The sequence below is a fragment of the Gilliamella sp. Nev6-6 genome, assembly GCF_001690605.1.
In the GTDB taxonomy this organism is placed as follows: Bacteria; Pseudomonadota; Gammaproteobacteria; order Enterobacterales; family Orbaceae; genus Gilliamella; species Gilliamella apicola_C.
In genome coordinates this window covers 1-23,229 of the sequence record NZ_LZHP01000071.1, presented here as the reverse complement: position 1 = coordinate 23,229, position 23,229 = coordinate 1, and the positions used below count along the sequence as shown (strand labels likewise).

At 35.2% G+C, this 23,229-nt stretch carries 20 protein-coding genes and 1 tRNA gene; 13 read left to right on the top strand and 8 right to left on the bottom strand.

Annotation, left to right across the window (positions count from 1 at the left end; all coding sequences use genetic code 11):
- Positions 1 to 64: 64 nt before the first annotated feature.
- Complete coding sequence (gene queA / locus A9G42_RS08780; protein WP_065653221.1) at positions 65 to 1,093, top strand: tRNA preQ1(34) S-adenosylmethionine ribosyltransferase-isomerase QueA; 1,029 nt, start codon at positions 65 to 67, stop codon at positions 1,091 to 1,093.
- A gap of 108 nt (positions 1,094 to 1,201) precedes the next feature.
- Here queA and A9G42_RS08775 read toward each other — a convergent pair whose 3' ends face one another.
- The gene (locus A9G42_RS08775) at positions 1,202 to 1,843 is read right to left on the bottom strand and encodes a M48 family metalloprotease (protein WP_065653220.1); all 642 of its coding nucleotides are present in this window, start codon (positions 1,841 to 1,843) and stop codon (positions 1,202 to 1,204) included.
- Positions 1,844 to 2,017: 174 nt separating this feature from the next.
- Here A9G42_RS08775 and tgt point away from each other — a divergent pair, with 174 nt between their 5' ends.
- A complete protein-coding gene (tgt, locus tag A9G42_RS08770) occupies positions 2,018 to 3,154 on the top strand; it encodes a tRNA guanosine(34) transglycosylase Tgt (RefSeq protein ID WP_065566509.1) in 1,137 nt (378 codons plus the stop codon).
- An 83-nt stretch (positions 3,155 to 3,237) separates the two neighbouring features.
- Positions 3,238 to 3,314 (top strand) — tRNA-Pro (locus A9G42_RS08765).
- Positions 3,315 to 3,932: 618 nt separating this feature from the next.
- On the opposite strand, the gene A9G42_RS08760 is transcribed toward A9G42_RS08765, so the two are convergent.
- Entirely contained in the window at positions 3,933 to 4,964 is a 1,032-nt protein-coding gene (locus A9G42_RS08760) for a LacI family DNA-binding transcriptional regulator (protein WP_065653219.1), read from the bottom strand.
- Positions 4,965 to 5,280: 316 nt separating this feature from the next.
- Between A9G42_RS08760 and A9G42_RS08755 the strand changes: the two genes are divergently transcribed.
- From A9G42_RS08755 to A9G42_RS08745, 3 genes are read left to right on the top strand one after another with little or no spacing between them, the layout of a single operon-like run.
- Positions 5,281 to 5,724: a PTS sugar transporter subunit IIA gene (locus A9G42_RS08755; protein ID WP_065566511.1), complete on the top strand. Its 444-nt coding sequence runs from the start codon at positions 5,281 to 5,283 to the stop codon at positions 5,722 to 5,724.
- A gap of 32 nt (positions 5,725 to 5,756) precedes the next feature.
- Positions 5,757 to 6,029, top strand: a complete 273-nt coding sequence (locus A9G42_RS08750; protein ID WP_065566512.1) for a PTS sugar transporter subunit IIB — start codon at positions 5,757 to 5,759, stop codon at positions 6,027 to 6,029.
- A gap of 19 nt (positions 6,030 to 6,048) precedes the next feature.
- The gene (locus tag A9G42_RS08745; RefSeq protein ID WP_065566513.1) at positions 6,049 to 7,410 is read left to right on the top strand and encodes a PTS ascorbate transporter subunit IIC; all 1,362 of its coding nucleotides are present in this window, start codon (positions 6,049 to 6,051) and stop codon (positions 7,408 to 7,410) included.
- Between the two features lie 267 nt (positions 7,411 to 7,677).
- Here the strand turns inward: A9G42_RS08745 and A9G42_RS08740 are convergent, their stop codons facing one another.
- Complete coding sequence (locus tag A9G42_RS08740; RefSeq protein WP_065566514.1) at positions 7,678 to 9,126, bottom strand: APC family permease; 1,449 nt, start codon at positions 9,124 to 9,126, stop codon at positions 7,678 to 7,680.
- A gap of 176 nt (positions 9,127 to 9,302) precedes the next feature.
- Positions 9,303 to 10,331: an alcohol dehydrogenase AdhP gene (gene adhP / locus A9G42_RS08735; protein ID WP_065581714.1), complete on the bottom strand. Its 1,029-nt coding sequence runs from the start codon at positions 10,329 to 10,331 to the stop codon at positions 9,303 to 9,305.
- Between the two features lie 412 nt (positions 10,332 to 10,743).
- Here adhP and A9G42_RS08730 point away from each other — a divergent pair, with 412 nt between their 5' ends.
- Positions 10,744 to 11,784: a tagatose 1,6-diphosphate aldolase gene (locus A9G42_RS08730; RefSeq protein ID WP_065653218.1), complete on the top strand. Its 1,041-nt coding sequence runs from the start codon at positions 10,744 to 10,746 to the stop codon at positions 11,782 to 11,784.
- A 200-nt stretch (positions 11,785 to 11,984) separates the two neighbouring features.
- On the opposite strand, the gene grxB is transcribed toward A9G42_RS08730, so the two are convergent.
- On the bottom strand, positions 11,985 to 12,635 hold the full coding sequence (gene grxB / locus A9G42_RS08725; protein WP_065653217.1) for a glutaredoxin 2: 651 nt from the start codon (positions 12,633 to 12,635) through the stop codon (positions 11,985 to 11,987).
- A complete protein-coding gene (locus tag A9G42_RS08720) occupies positions 12,616 to 13,260 on the bottom strand; it encodes a Pr6Pr family membrane protein (RefSeq protein ID WP_065566518.1) in 645 nt (214 codons plus the stop codon). Before A9G42_RS08720 ends, grxB begins: the two co-directional genes overlap by 20 nt.
- A 170-nt stretch (positions 13,261 to 13,430) precedes the next feature.
- Between A9G42_RS08720 and xerD the strand changes: the two genes are divergently transcribed.
- From xerD to A9G42_RS08695, 5 genes are all read left to right on the top strand, one after another.
- Positions 13,431 to 14,345 carry a site-specific tyrosine recombinase XerD gene (gene xerD / locus A9G42_RS08715; protein WP_065653216.1) on the top strand — a complete coding sequence of 305 codons (915 nt, stop codon included), beginning with the start codon at positions 13,431 to 13,433 and terminating at the stop codon, positions 14,343 to 14,345.
- Positions 14,346 to 14,370: 25 nt separating this feature from the next.
- Positions 14,371 to 15,066 carry a bifunctional protein-disulfide isomerase/oxidoreductase DsbC gene (dsbC, locus tag A9G42_RS08710; RefSeq protein WP_065566520.1) on the top strand — a complete coding sequence of 232 codons (696 nt, stop codon included), beginning with the start codon at positions 14,371 to 14,373 and terminating at the stop codon, positions 15,064 to 15,066.
- 70 nt (positions 15,067 to 15,136) lie between these two features.
- Positions 15,137 to 16,873: a single-stranded-DNA-specific exonuclease RecJ gene (recJ, locus tag A9G42_RS08705; RefSeq protein WP_065653215.1), complete on the top strand. Its 1,737-nt coding sequence runs from the start codon at positions 15,137 to 15,139 to the stop codon at positions 16,871 to 16,873.
- Positions 16,874 to 16,979: 106 nt separating this feature from the next.
- Positions 16,980 to 18,374 (top strand): UDP-N-acetylmuramate:L-alanyl-gamma-D-glutamyl-meso-diaminopimelate ligase, encoded by a 1,395-nt coding sequence (gene mpl, locus A9G42_RS08700; RefSeq protein WP_065653214.1) that lies wholly within the window; start codon positions 16,980 to 16,982, stop codon positions 18,372 to 18,374.
- A 51-nt stretch (positions 18,375 to 18,425) separates the two neighbouring features.
- The gene (locus A9G42_RS08695) at positions 18,426 to 18,785 is read left to right on the top strand and encodes a helix-turn-helix domain-containing protein (RefSeq protein WP_065642181.1); all 360 of its coding nucleotides are present in this window, start codon (positions 18,426 to 18,428) and stop codon (positions 18,783 to 18,785) included.
- Between the two features lie 152 nt (positions 18,786 to 18,937).
- Here A9G42_RS08695 and A9G42_RS08690 read toward each other — a convergent pair whose 3' ends face one another.
- Positions 18,938 to 20,305, bottom strand: coding sequence for an L-serine ammonia-lyase (locus A9G42_RS08690; protein WP_065653213.1), 1,368 nt, complete (start codon positions 20,303 to 20,305; stop codon positions 18,938 to 18,940).
- A gap of 280 nt (positions 20,306 to 20,585) precedes the next feature.
- Entirely contained in the window at positions 20,586 to 21,866 is a 1,281-nt protein-coding gene (locus A9G42_RS08685; RefSeq protein WP_065653230.1) for a serine/threonine transporter, read from the bottom strand.
- 501 nt (positions 21,867 to 22,367) lie between these two features.
- On the opposite strand from A9G42_RS08685, the gene A9G42_RS08680 reads away from it, so the two are divergent.
- On the top strand, positions 22,368 to 23,229 hold an 862-nt coding region (locus A9G42_RS08680), incomplete at its 3' end, for an IS256 family transposase (RefSeq protein WP_065652685.1).

The following is a 23,229-nucleotide window of genomic DNA, read 5'->3' as shown; positions in this document are numbered from 1 at the left end:
TAATTACTTGATTAGACATAATCAGGGCTTTAGACTAATGCCTCATTTTTTGAGGAATACAATTATGCAACTATCAGATTTTGACTTCTCGCTTCCAAAAGAGCTCATTGCCAAACACCCTTCAGCAACCAGAAGTGCATGTCGACTGCTATCTCTTGATAGTCGTACAGGTAAAATTGAAGATCAGGTATTTACTGATATTATCGATAAAATTAATCCAGGTGATTTATTGATTTTTAATAACACTAAAGTGATTCCTGCTCGTTTGTATGGGAAAAAAACATCTGGAGGTAAAATAGAAATATTAATCGAAAGATTACTAGATGGTAATCGTGCTCTTGCGCATATTAAAGCCTCAAAATCACCAAAAGAAGGAACTGAGTTAATATTAGGTGAAAATGAACACATTAATGTGACCATGATAGCCCGCCACGATGCTTTATTTGAATTACAATTCCCTGATGATGTGCTCAGTATTTTGAATAAAATTGGTCATATTCCTTTACCACCTTACATCGATCGTCCTGACAACGAACAGGATCGTGAAGTTTATCAAACAGTCTATAGTAAAGTACCTGGTGCTGTTGCCGCACCTACAGCAGGTCTTCATTTCGATAAACCTTTATTAGAAAAATTAAAACAAAAAGGCGTTGAAATGGCTTTTGTTACTTTACATGTTGGAGCGGGAACATTTCAGCCTGTTAGAGTTGAAAATATTGAGGCACATATTATGCATTCAGAATATGCTCAAGTCCCCGATTCGGTTGTCGATGCCGTATTAGCATGCAAAGCCAGAAACAATAAAGTGATCGCAGTAGGGACTACATCGGTTCGTGCTTTAGAAAGTGCCGCACAAAAGACAGGAAAAATCGCTCCTTTTTTTGACGATACCCAAATTTTTATTTATCCAGGCTATCAGTTTAAGGTTATTGATTCACTTATCACAAATTTTCACCTACCGGAATCAACTTTGATTATGCTTGTTTCTGCTTTTGCTGGTTACGAAAATACCATGAATGCTTATCAGCATGCAGTTAAAGAAAGCTATCGTTTTTTTAGCTACGGCGATGCTATGTTTATTTCGGCTTCGTGATAATAAATCTTAAAAAGCGGTTAAATAAATAGCCAAATAAAATTGAGCTAAGTGCAAACCTAGTTGGCTATTATTTAACTGATCGCACAAATAGTTATTTACCGCTTTTTACCGCTTTAGTCTAGCAATAATATTCTTTATTCGTTTTATTCTTGAAGGATGTGATGTTGGTTTATTGGTTGAGTGAATAGGCAATTTGGCTAACATGTCAACTAAACTCATCGGATCTATGTTTTTACTTATTAATAAATCAAAAGCATAGTTATCAGCTTCAATTTCATATTGTTGAGCCACGTCTTCTTTAGCAATAACAACAAGTTCGCCAATTTTATCAGTAAATTCGATATAAGGTGCTTGCTTAAACAAGCTAATAGCATGTTTAAGTGCGATATGAGCCTGCTCATGGGCAAGTACTGCCTGTAACTCATTATCATTCAATAATTTCATCAAACCACTATTTACACGTATACAACCATTAGCGGTAGACCATGCATTAGGTTCAGTATTAATATAAACTTGATAATTTATCTCAATATTATTAGCCTTGCTGGGCAGGGTTTTAGCAATTTTATTGAGTCTTTGGCTTAAAGCATGGTAATCAGGAGGAATGACTGCCCGCTTATCTATTTCAAGGCAAGCCATCTGACTAATTGAAAAAATATCATTTTCAGATAACAATTGAATCCGATCGGAAGTAATCACTTTGGGGTAAGCTTTACTTTGAATTTGACACCCAGTGAGAAAAAACATCGACCAACCTGACAATAGTAGAATAATACGTTTCAAACGATTCAAAGCCCCTTCAAATATTGTTTATTTTAGTCAAGCAAGATAAACTAGGTCCCGCAAATTAATGATGCGATTACGCATTATAACAATAATTCGCGCCAAACTGTTTATTTGGTCGCAAGAGGTTAACAAAAAATGAAATTTGAACTAGATAATACTGACGGGTTAGCTCGTCGTGGGCGAATGAAATTCGATCGCCGTGGAGTTGAATACACTGTTGAAACCCCAGCGTTTATGCCTGTAGGCACTTATGGCACGGTAAAAGGTATGACACCAGAAGAAGTTGCTGCAACAGGTGCGCAAATATTACTCGGTAATACGTTTCACTTATGGCTAAGGCCTGGGCAAGAAATCATGCGTAAACATGGTGATTTGCACGACTTTATGCAATGGAAAGGACCTATTTTAACCGATTCAGGTGGGTTTCAAGTTTTTAGTTTAGGCGATATTCGAAAAATCAAAGAAGAAGGTGTTCATTTTCGTAATCCAATTAATGGCGATTCGATTTTCTTATCGCCTGAAATTTCAATGGAAATTCAATACGACTTGGGTTCTGATATTGTAATGATTTTTGATGAATGTGCCCCCTTTCCTGCTGATTGGGATTATGTCAAAAAATCAATGGAAATGTCTTTACGTTGGGCTAAACGCAGCCGACAACGCTTTGATGAATTAGGCAACAAAAATGCACTATTTGGTATTGTGCAAGGTGGTATTCATCAAGAATTACGGGATATTTCAATTAAAGGATTAACTGAAATAGGCTTTGACGGTTACGCGGTTGGCGGGTTAGCGGTTGGTGAACCCAAGGCTGATATGCACCGTATATTAGAAGGCACTTGCCCACAATTACCCGCTGATAAACCCCGTTATTTAATGGGGGTGGGGAAACCTGAAGATTTAGTCGAAGGCGTACGTCGTGGTATTGACATGTTCGACTGTGTGATGCCAACCCGCAATGCCCGCAATGGTCACTTATTTGTTACCAATGGTGTGATTAAAATTCGTAATGCTAAATATAAAGATGACACAACACCACTTGATCCTCATTGTGATTGCTATACGTGTAAAAATTACACTAAATCGTATCTTCATCACTTAGATAAATGTGGTGAGATTTTAGGTGCACGTTTAAATACCATTCATAATTTACGTTATTATCAACGCTTAATGGCTGAAATTCGTGAGGCGGTTGCTAACAAACGTTACGAGGATTTTGTTGTTGAATTTTATCAACGTATTGGTAAAACACCAGCACCGTTAGCAAAATAAAATCTCAAGCCTATTTTTTGCTATATATTTTTTACTATAAGTATTGACACTTTTCAGGAAGCGCAGTATTATGCGCTTCCTAACGGCGAGTAGCGCAGCTTGGTAGCGCAACTGGTTTGGGACCAGTGGGTCGGAGGTTCGAATCCTCTCTCGCCGACCATCTCCTTTCTGACATATTAAAAAATCTACTTTCCCTTTTATCGCTATAGTTTTATAAAAAGCTAGCCATTTTGATTTTGCATTTTTATTTTTACAACAAAAAATTAAATAAAATCAATGGCTTTTCTGACTGATTTTTCAGTGCAAAATGGCTTATTTTGAGGGCTGTGTGATTTTTGGCGTTTTGCTTTTTGTGGATAAAATAAGCGACTGTTATCACATTCGATTTGGGTAGGCTTTGTGCTAAATCTCTGACTTCATGCATGGCTGTCGTGGTATATTCTGGCGCTAAATCATAACCATCAGTAACCGATTAGTGATTTAGCAATTGAGGATTTTATAGTTTAAAAATCATTCAGAAAAGACATTGATTTTATTGAAGTTTTTCTGGCTATTTTCTGGATTGAAACATGAGGTGTAATTTTAAACTCGGTGAAGTGAAGAAAATAGAAAGGTGATTTATACTCGCTACTTCACACCACCACAGTTTGGGGATTGCTATGCATGCTTCATTATTTTAAGCCTTGCTAACTAGTCGATTGGATGTATATGCAAAATATCATGACAGCTAAGTATTTAATATAACCTAGGATTTAATATAATTTGGCACTCAATGCAACTAAGCACTGTTTCTTAAACGAAGTATAGGGGCGAACGTTGATAAATCTGGTTTATGGCAATGAGTTTGAGCTTTTAACTTACTTAATAGTTGCATCGCCAAATGTTCCCCTATTTTTGCCGCAGGTAAGGAGACTGTTGTTAAAGGTGGAAAACTCACTTGGCAAAACTCGTTATCACCAAATCCACTCACTGCTAATTGATGTGGCACACGGATATGCCGTCGTTGGCACTCATAAAGCACACCACAGGCTAATTCATCAGTAGTGCAAATTAAGGCATCGATTTCAGGCCAATTCAATAATATGTCAGGCAGTAATAAGCTACCTGTACTAAAATTAGCGGGCTTGGCAGCATTGATAACTCGATGGGTAGGTAGATGATAATCCAACATCGCCTTATGCCAACCATGTAAACGCTGTTGAAAGAGATAATTTTGTTGGTTGGCACACAGTAACCCAATATTTTGATAGCCTTTTTTTATTATATGTTCGGTTAGCATATACATTGCTAAACTATTATCTAACGCTATATCAGGATCTGCCGCTGTATCATATTGCTTACCAATATTCATAATAGGTATCGTTTTATTAAGATTAACATTCTCAATAATAACGTCATTTTCGACATAAAATAACAATATTGCTTCGAGATTATGGTTGTGTAAAGAATCTAACAATTTTAGTTCACGGTTATAATAATGCTCAGATTCAATAAACAATATTGTATAACCTTGTTTAATTAAATTTGCTTGTAACACATCAAGCAAAATTTGCGCAGAATGATCGTGGTTTTTGGTTGTTATAACTGCAATAACTGGGCTAGATGACGCCGAGGCTAACTGGCTAGCGGTAACATTGGGTTTATATCCTAACGCATCGATAGCAATTTGAATCTTTTTGCGAAGTTTAACAGAAACACGTTCTGGCGTGCGTAAGGCGCGTGACACGGTCATAGAGCCCACACCGGCATATTTCGCTACGTCAAATAAAGTAACCTGCCCTGTATTCCTCCGTTTTTTTGCGCTTTGCATATTTCATCCTAATTGAATTTAATCTAACCGTTCGTTTAAAAAAGACTAATTTTGACAACTGCAAGCCAGTGATGAGTGACTTATCCATTAATATAAATATTGTGAGCCACCTTTTAAAACTCAATTTTTTAATAATATTATTCTATCAACATAATTATTTTTAATGAATTTATTAGAAATGTTATCTACATCACAAAATAAATAAAAATTTATGCAAATATGATAGCGCTATCACATTTCTATTATTTTAATTGTGGCTATTTTTAATTTATATGCTAATTTTTCAATAAATTATCAGAATTTTAATGGAGAGAAAATGCTCGCTAACTATTTAACACAGCAAACTGTGAATATTGTTGATTCTGTAAATGATTGGAAAGAAGCTATACAGCTTTGCGCATCACCATTATTAGCAAACAATACGATTTCTCCTAATTATATTGAAAAAATTTTTGAATTACACGAATCACTTGGACCTTATTATGTGTTAGCGCCTGGCATTGCAATGCCACATGCCAGACCAGAGCATGGTGTAAACCAATTAGGCTTATCAATGTTATTAGTCAAACAAGGGGTAAATTTCAATTCGGCAGATAATGATCCAGTTTATTTAATTACGTTATTAGCAGCAATTGATAGTTCTAGTCATATTGAAATATTAACGCAATTGGCAACCTTATTTGGTGAATCAAATGATATGCAAGCCATTTTTAATGCTCAACATTGCGATCAGATTTTAACTGTAACCAATCGTTATTAAATTTAATTAAACTTTATAAAAGGATAAATAATATGAAAATTATGGCTGTTTGTGGTCAAGGTCTAGGTAGTAGTTTTATGGTTGAAATGAATATCAAAAAAGTGCTTAAGAAATTAAATGTTGATGCCGAAGTAACACATGCCGATCTTGCATCTATCTCACCCGATCAAGCCGATATTTTTGTTATGACCAAAGATTTAGCGGCCAGTTCGGGTATCCCGGCAGATAAATTAGTGGTACTAAGCAATATTATTGATATCAACGATCTAGAATCCAAACTTGCTGAGCATCTTGCTAAGAATTAACGACCTATGAGGTGTTGCTATGATTCAGGAAATCGTAAAATTTATTGTTGATATTTTAAAAGTACCTGCCGTATTGGTGGGTTTAATTGCCATGGTTGGGTTAATAGCCCAACATAAATCATTTGCTGATACCGTAAAAGGAACCGTGAAAACAATTTTAGGTTTTTTGGTATTAAGCGGTGGTGCAAGCGTGCTTATCAGTGCAATTACGCCACTCGGCATGATGTTTGAGCAAGCTTTTAAATTACAAGGTATTATTCCTAATAATGAAGCTATAGTTTCTATGGCATTAAATGAATATGGTGCAGCAACGGCATTAATTATGGCATTTGGTATGGTTGCTAATATCGTAGTTGCACGTTTTACACGTTTAAAATTTATCTTTTTGACAGGACATCATACCTTTTATATGGCCTGTATGATTAGTATTATTTTAACCGTTGCAGGATTTAAAGGCTGGCAACTGGTATTTACTGGATCGTTAGTGCTTGGCCTTATCATGGCTTTTTTCCCTGCTTTGGCACAACCGCATATGCGTAAAATTACGGGTAATGATGATGTCGCATTTGGCCATTTTGGTACTTTAGGTTATGTGCTAGCTGGCTGGCTTGGACAAGTTGTAGGTAAAAACTCACGCTCAACTGAAGAGATGAATTTACCTAAAAACCTAAGTTTCTTACGCGATAGCTCAATTTCAATTTCATTAACTATGATGATTATTTATCTCATTCTAGCTATATTTGCTGGCTCTGATTATGTCGAAACTAATCTAAGTAAAGGTGATAATTATTTAGTTTATGCGATTATAGAGGCCATTACATTTGCTGCTGGTGTGTTTATCATTCTACAAGGTGTGCGATTAATTCTCGCTGAAATAGTGCCAGCATTTACAGGCTTCTCAGAAAAATTGGTGCCTAATGCAAAGCCCGCTCTTGATTGTCCTGTTGTCTTTCCATATGCGCCAAATGCTGTTCTCGTCGGCTTTTTATTTAGTTTTCTTGGTGGATTAATTGGATTATTTGTTTTAGGGCAATTAAATCTGGTTCTGATATTACCAGGCGTTGTTCCTCATTTCTTTTGTGGTGCAACAGCGGGGGTATTTGGTAATGCAATGGGAGGACGCCGTGGGGCAATGCTCGGAGCATTTGCTAATGGTCTATTAGTCACATTCTTGCCGGTTATGCTACTGCCTGTGCTAGGATCTTTGGGTTTTGCAAATACGACTTTCTCTGATGTCGATTTTTGCGGTGTTGGAATTATCTTAGGTAATATGGCTAAGTGGTTTAACAAAGATATCATAATGAGCATTATTATTGCTATCTTTGCTATATTGGTTATTTATAATTACATAGCTAAACCCAAAATTGATTCAAAGGATTAGTTAAAGTATCTATAGCCACTATTTATATTAGTGGCTATATAAAACACAGAAAAGGCATCTTTAAGAAAGCCCATCATTTAATTAAGCCCTATTTTACAACAAAGACATTATGGCTTAATTTTAACTTATTTTTAGTCACACTTTTCAGTTAAAAAACATCTATTGTTGCTTTTATACCGACTAAAAAAACATGAGTAAGCAATTCCCTTAAATAAATAACCTTAAATAAACCCCCTTAAATAAATCATCTAACCAGAAATAAGGTTGCTATTTACTAATTATGCTTCCATAAATAATTAATATAGCAACAACACTTATTGCTACTATAGCAATGGTATATTGTGTTTTTACACGGTACTTTTTCACCTCACCGACTGAAAGTTCGCTATGTTTGTTCTTTCGTTGATAATAATAGTACATTGGTAAACCAACTAACGTCAGCACAATTGATGCCAGCCCATTTTCTGTTTGATAAACTAGCATACCGTAAATCACATAAACAGCGCCCAATATGGCTAAAATAGGGATAATCGGATAGCCAATGACTTTGTAAGATCTTGGTATATTAGGGTATTTTTTTCTGGCTATCATAACACCAACAAAGGTTAGTAAATAAAATACCCAAATCGAAAACATAGAAATTTCAGATAAACGATCGGCATCTAACAAAACCGAATATAAAAATGCAAAAATAACAAGGACTGAAATGGCATTAACAGGAGAACGGCTATCCTCATCTATTGTACTTAAATAACGTGCACCAACAATAGTTCCACGCTCTGCCATGCTAAAAATAGTACGCGATAATGTCATGATATAACCATTAATACCACCCAAAATCGAGATCATAATACCAACAGCAACTAAGTTACCTCCTGAATGTCCAAACATTCGCTGTGAAGCAACCGCGGCGGCATCGTGCCCTAATGAAACCATTTCGTTGACAGGAAAGATTTTAAAGAATGCTATATTGATACAAGCATAAACAATCACTAAAAAGATAATCCCAAAAATGATTGCTTTTGGTAATACTTTAGATGGATTATGAATTTCACCTGCAACCGATGCAACCTGTGCCCAACCATCATAAGCAAATAATGTAGCTAAGATAGCAACAGCAAAAGGCGCAAATGTTTCAATACCTTGACCACTAGCACCAAATAATGCGACTTGCCCATTGCCTTTCCAAAGACCAAATACCGCCAGTAGTAATATCGGAATCAATTTGCAAGCCGTTGCAATGGTTTGTAAATATCCTGCCTCTTTGACACCAATTGCATTAATAAAGGCAATAAAGCCTAATGCTCCTGCACCTACCGCCATTTTATATGAGTCTTCAATCTCAAATAATGAGCAAAATACTGAACTAAAATAACCGACTAATGCACCAATTAACGCTGGAGAAAAGATAACTGTCATCATCCAACCATAAAGGTGAGCGATTTTAGCGCCATAGATTTTTTCTAAATAAACAAGCATGCCCCCAGTTTTTGGGAACATGACGCCTAATTCACAAAGCGTTAATCCACCACAAATGGAAATAGCACCACCAATAATCCAAGCTAATAAAGCATAATGATAATCGCCAGTAACTTCCAATACTGAAGGTGGTTTCATAAATGCACCAGCGCCTAAAACCATCCCAACAACCAGGGATAACGCAGAAACTAAACCAAGATCTTTCCGCAAGTTATTTTCTAAATTGTGATCTGACATAAAGATCCCCTTGAATCTATCAATAAGCAAAATTTGTTTATAATAGGGATTTATTTATAAAATACAAGAAGGATTAATTTTAACTAATTAAAAACACTAAAAATAAAAATGATAACATAAATAAAAAGCCAGCTAGAAGCTGGCTTTTTATTCTCTAGATTACTGAAAAGTGATTTCTATTTCTTCATTTTCATATCCACAACCATACGTCCACGAATTTTACCTGCTTTCATTTCGTTGATCATGTCATTGATATCTTCTAATGGTCTTTTTTCAACCATTGGTATTACTTTACCCTCAGCACTGAAACGAAATGCCTCGGCTAAATCTTCACGAGTACCAACCAGTGAACCTAAAACTTGAATACCATCAAGCACTGTTTTCGGAATACTCAAGTCCATAGTTTCTGAAGGCAAACCTAAGGCAACAACACGTCCTAAAGGGCGTACTGAATGAATAGCCTGATTGAAAGCTGTTTTCGTCACTGAGGTCACAACAGCACCATGTACACCGCCTTCAGTGTGCGCTTTGATATAAGCACCTACATCATCCACTTTTTTAGGATTAACGACTAAATCTGCCCCCAACTTTTTACACAATTCTAATTGACTATCGCTATTACTAATTGCAACCACTTTATTGTTAAACACTTTTTTACCATACTCAATAGCCAGTGTTCCTAAACCTCCAATACCAAATACAGCAAGCCATTGCCCCGGTTTGGTATCGGCAACTTTAATGCCTTTGTAGGTTGTAACGCCGGCGCAAGTGATACTTGTTGCCTGTGCGGGATCTAATCCTTCAGGTACTTTAACCGCATAATCTGCTTTAACAATACACTGCTCTGCCATACCGCCATCAACACTGTATCCAGAATTTAACGCATTACGACAAAATGTTTCATGACCAGAAATACAATATTCACAAGTACCACATCCAGCATGAAACCAAGCAATACTAACTCTATCACCAATTTTAAGGCTCTTTACATCAGGAGCAATTTTAGTCACTATTCCCACACCTTCATGACCAATAACTCGGCCTGGCTTTTTGCCAAAATCACCCGATGCTACATGGATATCAGTATGACAAAGACCACAATATTCAACGTCAACTAATGCTTCTCCCGCTTCTAATGGGCGAACTGGAATATCTTTAATTTCAACTTGACCATCGCATTCTTGCTTAATCACTGCTGCCTTCATTTTTTTCTCCTAAATAAATTTTAAAGTTAAAACATAATTGCTTTTTATTCTAAACGAATTATTTTTGAAAAATATGAGTGGTTTCACAATTCTATTAAATAATATTCATTGTTTAATAATTTATACTATGAACATAGCCTTTCATTGAAATTTGAAAAAAATAAATTTGTGGTGTTGTTATAAAAAGGGGTTGTTATAAACATATGCAGCATACTGATATAGGCTGAAAATAAGTCAACTATTTTTTAAAGGCGATAATTACTAAAGTGGTAACTTAAGTTCAATCATAATGCCATTAGATAACAATGGTATTGGCTTAAATTGAGGATATCGCTGTAACTAGCACAAATGATTAATAAACAACCAAAAAAAAGCAATATAATAAAGAAACTAACTAAATGGAGGCTATAAAATGGCTAGAAAATGTATTTCTCGTGGTAAATTCACACGTATGCAACAACTATCAAACCAAGATGGCGTGATTGCTGCATTAGCGATTGATCAACGTGGTTCAATGGTTAAGATGATGGAATCTGCGGTTGGTAAAGATCGTTATCATATTGATATGGTGTATGAATTTAAGGAGCTTGTTTCTCAAGAATTAACTAAATATGTTAGCGCAATTTTGTTAGATGAAGAATATGGTTTTAAAGGTATGGCGGCAAAAAATAGCAATGCTGGATTAATCATGTCATACGAAAAGACGGGCTATGACGCCAATACGCCAGGACGATTGCCCGATATTTTGCCAGAAGATTCATTACAACGTTTAATAAAAAAAGGCGCGGATGCCGCAAAAGTATTGGTTTATTATAATCCTGATGATCCTCAAGATATTTTAGATAAAAAGCACGCTTTTTTAGAACGTTTAGGTAATGAGGCAAGAGCTGCCGATATTCCCGTTTTTGTTGAACCTATAGTATATGATAATGCGATAACTGACGATAAAAGCCCAGAATTTGCAAAAATCAAACCACAAAAAGTCATTAATACCATTAAAGAATTTACTAAAGAGCAATATTACATTGATATTTTAAAAGTCGAAGTTCCTGTACTTTTTAAAAATGTCGAAGGCTTTAACGATAACAACGTCGTTGTCTACACGCAAAAACAAGCTGCTGACTACTTTAAACAAGCCAGCGATGCCGCAACGCGTCCTTTCATTTATTTAAGTGCGGGCGTGCCAACAAAAACCTTCCACCAAGAACTCATTTTTGCTGGTGAAAATGGGGCTAAATATAGTGGCATCCTTGGTGGACGAGCTACATGGTTTGAAGGCGTTGCCGCCTATGCAAAAGGTGGAAAAGAGGGATTAAAACGTTGGTTAGATCAAACTGGCCGTGAAAATGTTGAGCACCTTAATAAGATATTAAAACAATATGCCACTCCTTGGTATGATATTTATGGTGGTAAAGATAATATTGAAGTGATTGATCTTAAATTAGGTAATTAACATAATCATTTAAAATAATTAATTGCAATAAGTTATTAGCAAACTAAAAAGAGAACAGTTTTTATTCCTATTTTTACTGTTCTCTTTTACTATGATTGCAAGTTGTGTAGCGATAAATCTGTTGCTATAGTTCTATTAAGATGGTTTTACTAATATGGTTTAATATCAAATCAAAATAGCCTACCACACATAACGAATCATCAAATTGCTTTACTGAAAAATAAATCAACCTTACTGAGTTTTGCCATTGCTTGAATATAGGCCTTAATCTTAGGTGGAAAAACTAGACTTTTAACACACGTCAAATTTCGTAAAACGGGGAACAAACAGATATCATCTAAAGATAATTGTCCATTACATGCTTCTGGTGAAATAATTAGCAATTCAAGTTTATTTAACACCGTTAACGCCTCTGCGACTAGTGCATCGGTTTGTGCCATACATTGATCAAATGATCCCATTTTTTCCTTTTTACTAGTAACAAAATAATCAATAGCACTTTGTGTCGCAAACTCGGCTAAACCTAATTTTATATATCGTGGACACACTAACTTATAATCATATTGCTGTAGTTGCTTTATGAGTTCAGCTATATTTGCTGATCTATCGCCAATTAAAATGGGATTGCCACCATAATTGTTATCGACATAATCAACAATATCTAAACTTTCAGGCAGATAACTGCCATCGTCTTTCTGTAAAATCGGCGCCATCTTTTCACCAATCATACGCTCTGGCGATTGAAAATCATCACTAAGCAATACCTGTAGTTCAACTGGCACGTTTTTTAAACCAAAAATCATTCTAGCTCTTACACAAAAAGGGCAATGTTCATAAATATACAGTTTCATTTTTACTCCTTAAGTAATCAATCAACCAACATAAAAAGGCAATTCCCAAAAATAATAAAAAAAACTTACTTACAGCAAATAGTGCTTGGGAATAACCAATCTTTACAACATTAATAAAAGGATATGGATACAGATTGGTATAGTAACCTCGAATAAAAATATAAACACCATAGCCAATCATTGACAATGACGCCCCCATAATGACTTTTAAATTAATTCGTCGAAATGGTCCAAAAATAAACCAGCTCAATAATCCCAAAACAGGAATAATCACATGTAAACTTTCATTCGCAATTTTCAATAATACATTAGGTGGCGGTGTATGGATGCTTCTTAACACTAGGTTATATACAATAGTCGTTATCATCACACCCGCCAATCCATTCAAACGAATAACTTTAAAACTGTATCGATGACAGTTAGGATTGATAGCTAGCCAAAAACAACTCAATGCTAACATTAAATTTGATAAAACTGTAAAGAAACTATAATAATAAATTAATCGCCCTATTGAAGATTCGGGTTGCCAAGGACGAAATTTAGTATGCCAATAAATGTAAGTTTCCATGGCAATAATAGAGATTGCAAATAGCGCAATAAAAATATTAATAGTTCGTTTTAACATAATGCCTTTTAATATAAATAGTACAAAAAACAACTAAAAGTGCAGTATATAGTAATTAATAAAAAAATCATAAACTACCTCTGTTTAAAAGATAACAAATAGACAAAATCTACAACTTATTGGCAGTTAGTATATAATGTCAGAATAAATGTAATGTAGAGATGATATTGATGTCGAATCACGACACCCCGCCCCAAAATAAAATATTAATAGAACATTTTTTAGATTCTTTATGGTTAGAAAGGAATTTAGCTGAAAATACCATTGAGTCTTATAAGTTAGATTTGCTGGCATTAAGTCAGTTTTTACAACAACAAAATGTCACATTTTTGTCTGCTCAAACAGTTAATCTACAAGCATTTTTAATGCAACGGGTGCAAGATGGGTATAAAGCAAGTAGTTCTGCAAGATTACTTAGTGCAACTAAACGTTTTTTTCAATATTTATATCAAGAAAACTATCGTGCAGATGATCCTTCAGCGGTATTATCATCCCCCAAGCTTCCCAAAAAATTACCTAAAGATTTAACCGAATCACAAGTGGAGGCATTACTTGAATCGCCAAGCATAGACGATCCGATTGAACTTCGAGATAAAGCAATGCTTGAAGTACTTTATGCAACCGGTTTACGTGTATCTGAATTAGTGAATTTAGAAATTAGTGATGTTAGCCTACGGCAAGGTGTTGTAAGAGTGATAGGTAAAGGCAATAAGGAACGTTTAGTACCGCTGGGTGAAGAAGCGGTTTATTGGCTTGAATATTATTTTAAATATGGCAGAAATGATCTTCTAAAAACAGGGCCTGTTGATGTTCTTTTTCCTAGTCGATTAGGAAAAAAAATGACACGTCAGACCTTTTGGCATAGAATTAAATATTATGCCGTATTAACAGGTATCAATATTGAAGCACTTTCACCTCATGTGCTTCGTCATGCCTTTGCAACGCATCTGCTTAATCACGGTGCTGATTTGCGTGTTGTGCAAATGTTGCTTGGGCACAGTAGTTTATCAACGACGCAAATTTATACGCATGTGGCAACTGAAAGATTAAAACAGTTACATAGTAAACATCATCCTCGAGCGTAATACTCAAAAAAATAAGGGTAATTGAATGAAAAAATTAGGTTTAGCTTTAGCTTTAATTTCAACCTCAGTATTAGCGAGTAATGCTGATATAACAAAAACTTTAAATAAGTTAGGTTACGACAATAAAGAGTTAAAAATTACTAATAGCCCAATACAAGGGTTTAAAAGCGTTTCTACGCCTGATGGTATTTTTTATGTTACAGAAGATGGCAAATATTTAACTCAAGGTCCTATTTATAATGTTCAAGGTGACAATCTTGAAAATATTGCTAACAGTAATAACCTTAAACTAATGCAAACAATTGCAAAAGATGCCATTGTTTACAAAGCGCCTAATGAACGATATGTCATTTCTGTTTTTACTGATTACACTTGTCATTACTGTAAATTATTGCACGAAAATATTGATAAATATTTAGAAGCAGGTATTTCGGTGCACTATTTTGCCTTTCCTCGAGCAGGAGATAAAAGTGATGTTGGTAAAAATATGCAATCTATTTGGAGCATGAAAGATCGTAAAGCCGCGTTTGAAAATGCTTATAAAGGCAATAAAATTTCACCAGCTAGTAGTATGATTCCTTACGTTACCCAACAATTTAATGTTGGGAAGCGACTTGGAATTAGCGGTACACCAGCAATTATTTTACCTAATGGCGAGCTTGTTTCTGGTTATGTACCAGCAGATAAATTACTTGAAGTTTTAGATAAAAAAAACAAGTAAATAACTAATTACCGCTGTTGAAATATAATATTAAACTCAATGTTAGCGCTAATGCGCTAGCATACAAAATATGAAAAAAAATAAATTAAGACATCGCAAATTACCTGATGGATCTCCAGAATTTTCCGAGGATATTCCATTATTATTACAGCGAGTTTATGCATTACGTGGGGTGACTAGTATGCAAGAGCTCGACTATACCACACGCAATTTGCACAATTACGACACATTAGATGGCATTAACAAAGCCGTTGAAATTCTTTATTTGGCAATGAAGAATAATCAACGGATCATGATTGTTGGCGATTTTGACACTGATGGTGCTACTAGTACTGCTTTAACCGTTAAAGCCCTTAAAAATATGGGGTGCCAATTTGTTGATTATATCATTCCGGATCGTTTTGATGATGGATATGGGCTAAGTATTTCAATTGTAAAAAAAGCGCTATTAAAAAATGCGCAACTCATTATTACTGTGGACAACGGTATTTCTGCTGTTGAAGCTGTCGATTTTGCCAAGCAGTCAAATTTGCCAGTGATTATTACTGATCACCATTTATGTCCAGAACGATTACCTGATGCAGATGCTATAATCAATCCTAATTTACCTAATTGCGTGTTTCCTTCTAAGCATTTAGCTGGAGTGGGTGTGGCTTTTTACTTCATGCTTGCTTTACGAGCCAAATTACGGCAAGAAAATTGGTTCACGGACAATAAGTTAACTGAATATAATGTAACGAATTTATTAGATTTAGTTGCTTTAGGTACGGTTGCTGATGTGGTTAAACTTGATCATAATAATCGTATTTTGGTTCACCAAGGTATAAACAGAATTCGATCTGGTTATTGTAGCGAAGGTATTAAAGCCTTATTGCATATAGCGAAGAAAGATCCTGCTTCGATTACATCAACCGATTTAGCTTATTATATAGCGCCTCGATTAAATGCTGCGGGAAGAATGGATAATATGACATTAGGCGTTGAATTATTACTTTGTGATAATTATGATTTAGCAATTAATAAAGCAGTAGATCTTGATAATCTCAATTGTGATAGAAAATTGATTGAACAAACAATGCATAAAGAAGCTTTATTGTTTATTCAAGAAATTGAAGAGAAAAATATATCAATTCCTAACGCACTGGTGTTTTATCATCAACAGTGGCATCAAGGTATTATTGGTATATTATCTTCTCGTTTGAAAGATAAATATCATCGACCAGTTATATCGTTTGCTTCAACCCAAGATGGTTTTTTAAAAGGCTCTGGACGCTCAATTAAAGGCGTTCATTTACGCGATCTACTTGATGAATTAAATCAGCGACACCCTGATTTAATCGTTAGCTTTGGTGGGCACTCAATGGCAGTTGGTTTAACTATTCACGAAAAAGATTTAGCGTATTTTACACGTTGTTTTCAAGCACTTTTAAATACACAAGTCGATCCTGATTTACTAGAACATATTATTGAAACAGACGGTGAAATAGATAGCCAAGACTTTACTTACGCAACCGCCAAATTGTTAAAAAAATCTGGCCCTTGGGGCGAGGGGTTTGATACGCCTATTTTTGATGGCGTATTTGTTATTCATCAACAACGGTTAATTGCAGACAAACACCTTAAATTAGTATTAGAGCCACAAAATGGTGGTCCATTTATTGAAGGTGTCTGTTTTAATGTCAATCGACAACAATGGCCTGATCAGTCGATAAAAAAAGTAGAATTAGTTTATCATCTGGATGTAGATGAATTTCGGGGTAACCAAGCTCCACAATTACTGATAAAATATCTATGGCCTATCGCCTAAGCAATTAGAATGGATTATAATTTGACAATTGTGCTTAATTTACATCTAATTACGATGGTTATCTAACATCATCAACATAAAATTTACGCAACGTTAAGGATTCAAAATGCATATTCATATTCTTGGAATTTGTGGTACATTTATGGCTGGGATTGCATTAATAGCTCGCTCGCTAGGTCATAAAGTAACAGGTTCAGATAAAAATGTTTATCCACCAATGAGTACACTGTTACAAAAAGAGCACATTGATATTATTGAAGGATATGATCCATCACAACTCGCCTCTACACCCGATTTAGTCATCATCGGCAATGCCTTATCAAGAGGTAACCCTTGCGTTGAATATGTCTTAGATAATAACATCCCTTACATTTCTGCGCCTCAGTGGTTACATGATAATGTTTTGCGCGATCGCTGGGTTATTGCGGTTGCTGGAACACATGGCAAAACCACAACCGCAGGTATGATCAATTGGATTTTAGAAAAACTAAATTATAAACAAGGTTTTGTTATTGGTGGTGTACCGGGTAATTTTGATGTATCAGCCCGATTAGGGGAAGGGAATTTTTTTGTGATTGAAGCTGATGAATACGATTGTTCATTCTTCGATAAACGTTCCAAGTTCATGCACTACTGCCCTAAAACACTTATCATGAACAATTTAGAATTTGATCATGCCGATATTTTTGATGATCTTAGCTCAATTCAAAAACAATTCCACCATTTGGTTCGTTTAGTGCCAAGCAAAGGGTTAATTATTTCACCACAAGAAGATGTAAATTTAAAACAAGTATTGGCGAAAGGTTGCTGGAGCGAGCAAGTCTTTACTGAGTCTGAAACAGGCTGGTTGGCACAGCGCATAAATAACGACGCAAGTCGTTTTGCAGTTTACTATAACAATGCAAAAGTAGGCGAAGTGAAATATTCCTTAGTGGGCGAACATAATATGCATAATGCATTAATGGCAATCGCCGCAGCACATAATGTAGGCATTGATCCAGCCGATGCTTGTTTAGCATTAAGTTCATTTATCAATGCCAAAAGGCGGCTAGAACTCTATGGTGAAATAAATAACATCGAAATCTACGACGACTTTGCTCATCATCCAACTGCAATTTTAGCAACATTAGAGGCATTACGTAGTAAAATTGGTGCAAATCGTCGCATTTTAGCTGTTCTTGAACCTCGCTCAAATACCATGAAGCTAGGCGTATCTAAAGATGAACTAGCACCATCACTAGGTCGTGCTGACGAAATCTTTATCTTTCAACCAGAACAATTGCCTTGGTTAGTTGCTGATGTTGTTGATGCTTGTATCCAACCTGCTCACTGGACGGGTGATATTGATTTACTTGTTGAAATGATAACCAAAACAGCTCGCCCAACCGATGCCATTTTAATTATGAGTAATGGTGGCTTTAATGGCATCCATAAAAAGATCTTAGAAAGCTTAGAAAAGCAACAAATCAAAGCTCATGAAAACGAACAATTAATTCAATAACAGTAGATGATATGTCACATACTGTGGCATATCATACCTAAAAGATATTTTATGAATGAAACTGCCGAAATGATTGCTATGTTATGTCGCAGAATAAAAATAGCAAGAATTGAAAAAAATTTATCTCAGCAAGAACTGGCTAACAAATCTCGAATCGGTATTGCGACAATAAAACGCATTGAACAAGGCGAATCCATTACATTACAAACATTAATTGCGGTTCTTCGTGGGTTAGATGAACTGGATCAACTGAATAATTTGCTTGCCTATAATGAAGTGATTCATAAAACATCAATGGAGCAACTTAAGCGGAAAAGAAAATACCGTACAATAAAACAAGAAAAGGTGGATGTGCTAGTTGAGAATGATTTTTTGCGTTCTAAAGTCAATACTATGCGCTGGAAACATTAAATGCAATTTAAGAAAGTTCAATTTAAGAAAATACAATTTAAAGTAATATAATTTAAAGTAATATAATTTAAAGAAATATAATTTAAAGAAATATAATTTAAGGTTTCGCCGATTGCATAATCGGCGAATTTGACGCAACAAATAATTTCAACTTAACTACAATGAACGGTAATGGCAAGCCCCCCGCGTGATGTTTCTCGGTATTTTGCATTCATATCTTTTCCTGTTTCATACATAGTTTGAATCACTTTATCTAAAGATACTTTTGCCGCAGTTGTTCGCCTTAGAGCCATTCTTGTTGCATTTATCGATTTTACCGCGGCAATAGCATTACGTTCGATACAAGGTACTTGCACTTGACCTGCAACTGGATCACAAGTTAATCCTAAATTATGTTCCATTGCTATTTCTGCTGCCATGCAAACTTGCTCAGGATTACCACCTAACAGCTCAGTAAGTCCAGCAGCAGCCATAGAGCAAGCTACGCCAACTTCCCCTTGGCACCCGACTTCTGCACCAGAAATGGATGCATTAATTTGATAAAGTTGCCCTATTGCACCACAAGTTAGGAAAAATCGAATATAAATATCAGGAGTAACTGGATTAATAAACTTATCATAATAAGCAAGCACAGCGGGTATAATGCCACATGCACCATTTGTTGGCGCAGTGACCACCCGTCCACCCGCTGCGTTTTCTTCACTAACGGCAAGTGCGAACATATTTACCCAATCAATAATTACCATAGGGTCACTAATAATTTTGTCTTTAGTGGTGGATAATTGACGATATAACGAAAATGCCCGACGCGGAACTTTAAGCGGTCCAGGTAATAAACCTTCAGTATTCATTCCACGGTTAATACATTCCAAAATAGTTTGTCCAACGCGAGAAAAATAATTTTCGATTTCTTCATAAGTGTGCAATTGCAACTCATTTTTCATCATAACGCTAGAAATTGATAAGGCATTATCTTCACAATGTTTTAATAATTCTTGAGCTGAAATAAATGGGTAAGGCAGTTTTACCGCATCTTGCTCTTGCTGGCCAAATTGCTCTTCTTCAACAATTTGACCGCCACCTACAGAATAGTAAGTTTTTTGAAATAATAAGGTATCACCGTTATAGGCACTTAAAGTCATACCATTTTCATGTAATGGTAAAAATTTAGAATGAAATACCATGCAACTATCTAATGGGAAATCAATTTCGTAGGAATGATTATAAATAGGTAAACGGTGCGTTTGGCTAAGTTTTTCGATAAAATTTGGGATATTATCAATATTTACAGTATCAGGCTTTTCACCCGCTAATCCCATAACAATAGCAATATCTGTTTGATGCCCTTTACCTGTTAGCGACAAAGATCCATAAACATCAGCCACAATTTTTGTCACTGATGACATCATTTGTTTATTAATTAGTTGATCTATAAAAGCTTTACCCGCTCTCATTGGTCCTACTGTATGTGAACTTGAAGGCCCAATACCAATTTTAAATATTTCAAATACTGAACTCATAATTTTCCTTTTTAATGCCAAGTATAAATATCATAGGCATAGTTATATTTTTGTAAATTTATCTTTGCTAATAAAATGCTAAACAAAAGTATCAACAAATAACCTCAATTTTGGGATTACGAAAATAAGTTTTTAATTCTCATTAGTGGTTAATGCTTATTGTACCCATTGTTTATTTTACTAGTAGGATAACCTACAGACTATTTTGTCCACCGACGAATGTCGATGGATTTCATACATACATTAATTAAATAGGTGATTATTACCTATTAGGTAATCTTTATAATAAATTATAGATAGCCGCAGAAATTGCAACTAATCCCATAACAACAATAAATACATTACTTAATTTTCCACGATATTTTGCCAATGCTGGGATTTGATGAATTGCATACATAGGCATTAAGAACAATAATATAGCTAAAATAGGTCCACCAAGTGATTCAATAAGCGCTAAAATGCTTGGATTAATTGTTGCAATTCCCCACGCTGTTACAAACATAAATGCAATGGCTAGTTTATCAAGTTTCTTTTCTGAAATCGTTTTGTTGCGGTTACGTAATATTTTTTGCACAAGGCCGTTAAAGCCTTCTTTACCGCCAAGATAGTGACCTAAAAACGATTTAGCCATGGCAATAAAAGCAATTGGCGGCCCAATGTATTCAATAACTGGCGAATTAAATCGATTAGCTAAATAAGATAAAGTCGAGATATTTTGTGTTTTTGCTTCTAAAAGTTCAGCTGGCGATAAGCACAGAGCACAACTAAAAACAAAAAACATAACAGTCACAACCATCATTATGTTACTGGCAGCAATAATTTTAGTACATTTCGGTTCTGCATAAATATTGCCATATTCTTTACGTTTAGCAACAGCTAATGAGGAAATAATGGGAGAGTGATTAAACGCAAAGACCATAACGGGAATAACCAGCCAAAGTGTCATTAATATACTATGTCCACCTTCACTATTAAGGCTAAAGGATAAATTACTGCTATTCCATTCAGGGATTAAAAATAAAGCTAGCATCATTAAAACCGCAATAAAAGGGAAAACTAAAACGGACATCACTTTAACAATCAGCTCTTCACCAAAATGAACAATTGACATTAAGAATGCAACTAAAACAAACGAAAGCAAAGCACGGGGTATTGGCTGCATACCTAGTTGATTAACCATAAAACTGTCTACTGTATTGGTAATACCAACACTATATACCAATAATATTGGGTAAATGGCAAAAAAATACAGCACCGTTATCCAAATTCCTGCGGTGCGCCCAAAAGACTCTTCTACAACAACAGTAATATCGCCATTACTGTTTTTTCCTGATAGAACAAATCTACATAAAGCTCGGTGGGCAAAAAATGTCATTGGAAAGGCAAGAATCAACATAACTAATAATGGAATCAATCCACCAACACCTGCATTAATGGGTAGAAAAAGCACTCCAGCACCAATTGCGGTACCATAAAGACTAAGCATCCATAAAGTGTCGCTTTTTCGCCATTTTGGTAATGTTGATTTATTGTTTGAACTGATAACATTTTCGTTATTCATTAACTTACTCATTGGGTACTACTCCTTAATTAATATTCTGCACATATGATATCAATTTAACGACCTTTCTAAAGTGATCGTTATCACATAAATAAAAAAATATTAAATATAATCAATATTATGCAAGTATCTATTTTGATGCTTAGTAAAATTAAAAATAAATAAAGTATCAATTTTGATTCAAAAAGTTCGAAACTAGTGACAGCTGAAAGCAAATTAAAAAGGAAAGTTAAGGGTGATAATCAAATATTTTGGAAAATGTTATCTGTTGAGATCAAACGTTTAACTGTGCTTAGTACCTAAAGTTAATAGTGGGTTGGAAAATATCGGCTTATCAAAATGGGGGGGTTGGTCATTACTGAAAGTGTGTCTTTAGGCGATTATTTTAATCATGAAATGTAAGCGACTGAGCGTTTTTACAAAGTATTAATTATCAAATTAGAGACTGTTCAATATTCTGTGTCATTTCGGTAAACTATGTAACAAAAAAGGAAATGACCCATGTCCCAAGAATTTGATTTTGAAAAAGCATTAAAATTATTACAAAATGGTCAACCGCTAACGGGTAAAGATGGTATTTTAACGCCATTAATCAAGCAGCTAACAGAAGCGGCGTTATCGGCGGAATTAGATTCTCATTTAGCCAACGACATTACCCCTAATCGGCGTAATGGTAAGAGTTCAAAGACAATAAAAAGCTCATCAGGCAGTTTCGAACTTGATGCACCAAGAGATAGAAACGGTTCATTTGAACCTCAACTCATCAAAAAAAATCAGACAACATTAAACGATGAAATTGAACAAAAAATTCTCAGTATGTATGCGCTGGGGATGAGTTATAAAGATATCAGCCAGCATATTGAAGAGATTTATGCTTTTCGTCTTTCTCCTGCAACTTTAACCGCCATTACAGATAAAATCATTCCTGAGCTCAGATTATGGCAACAACGACCGCTAGAATCGCTTTATCCGTTTGTTTGGATGGATGCAATTCATTATAAAGTAAAAGAAGATGGGGTTTATCACAGCAAGGCTGTTTATACTGTACTTGCACTTAATTTAGCCGGAAAAAAGGAAGTATTAGGCTTGTATTTATCTGAAAACGAAGGGGCTCATTTTTGGTTATCGGTGTTGACCGATTTACAAAACCGAGGATTAAATGACATTTTAATTGCTTGTGTCGATGGATTAGTTGGCTTTCCTGAAGCGATTAATACTATTTACCCACAAACAGAGGTTCAACTTTGTGTTATTCATCAAATCCGCCATTCAATTAAGTATGTTGCCTCTAAACATCACAAAGCATTTATGAGCGATTTGAAACTTGTTTACAAGGCGGTCTCTCGTGAAGCAGCAATTGATG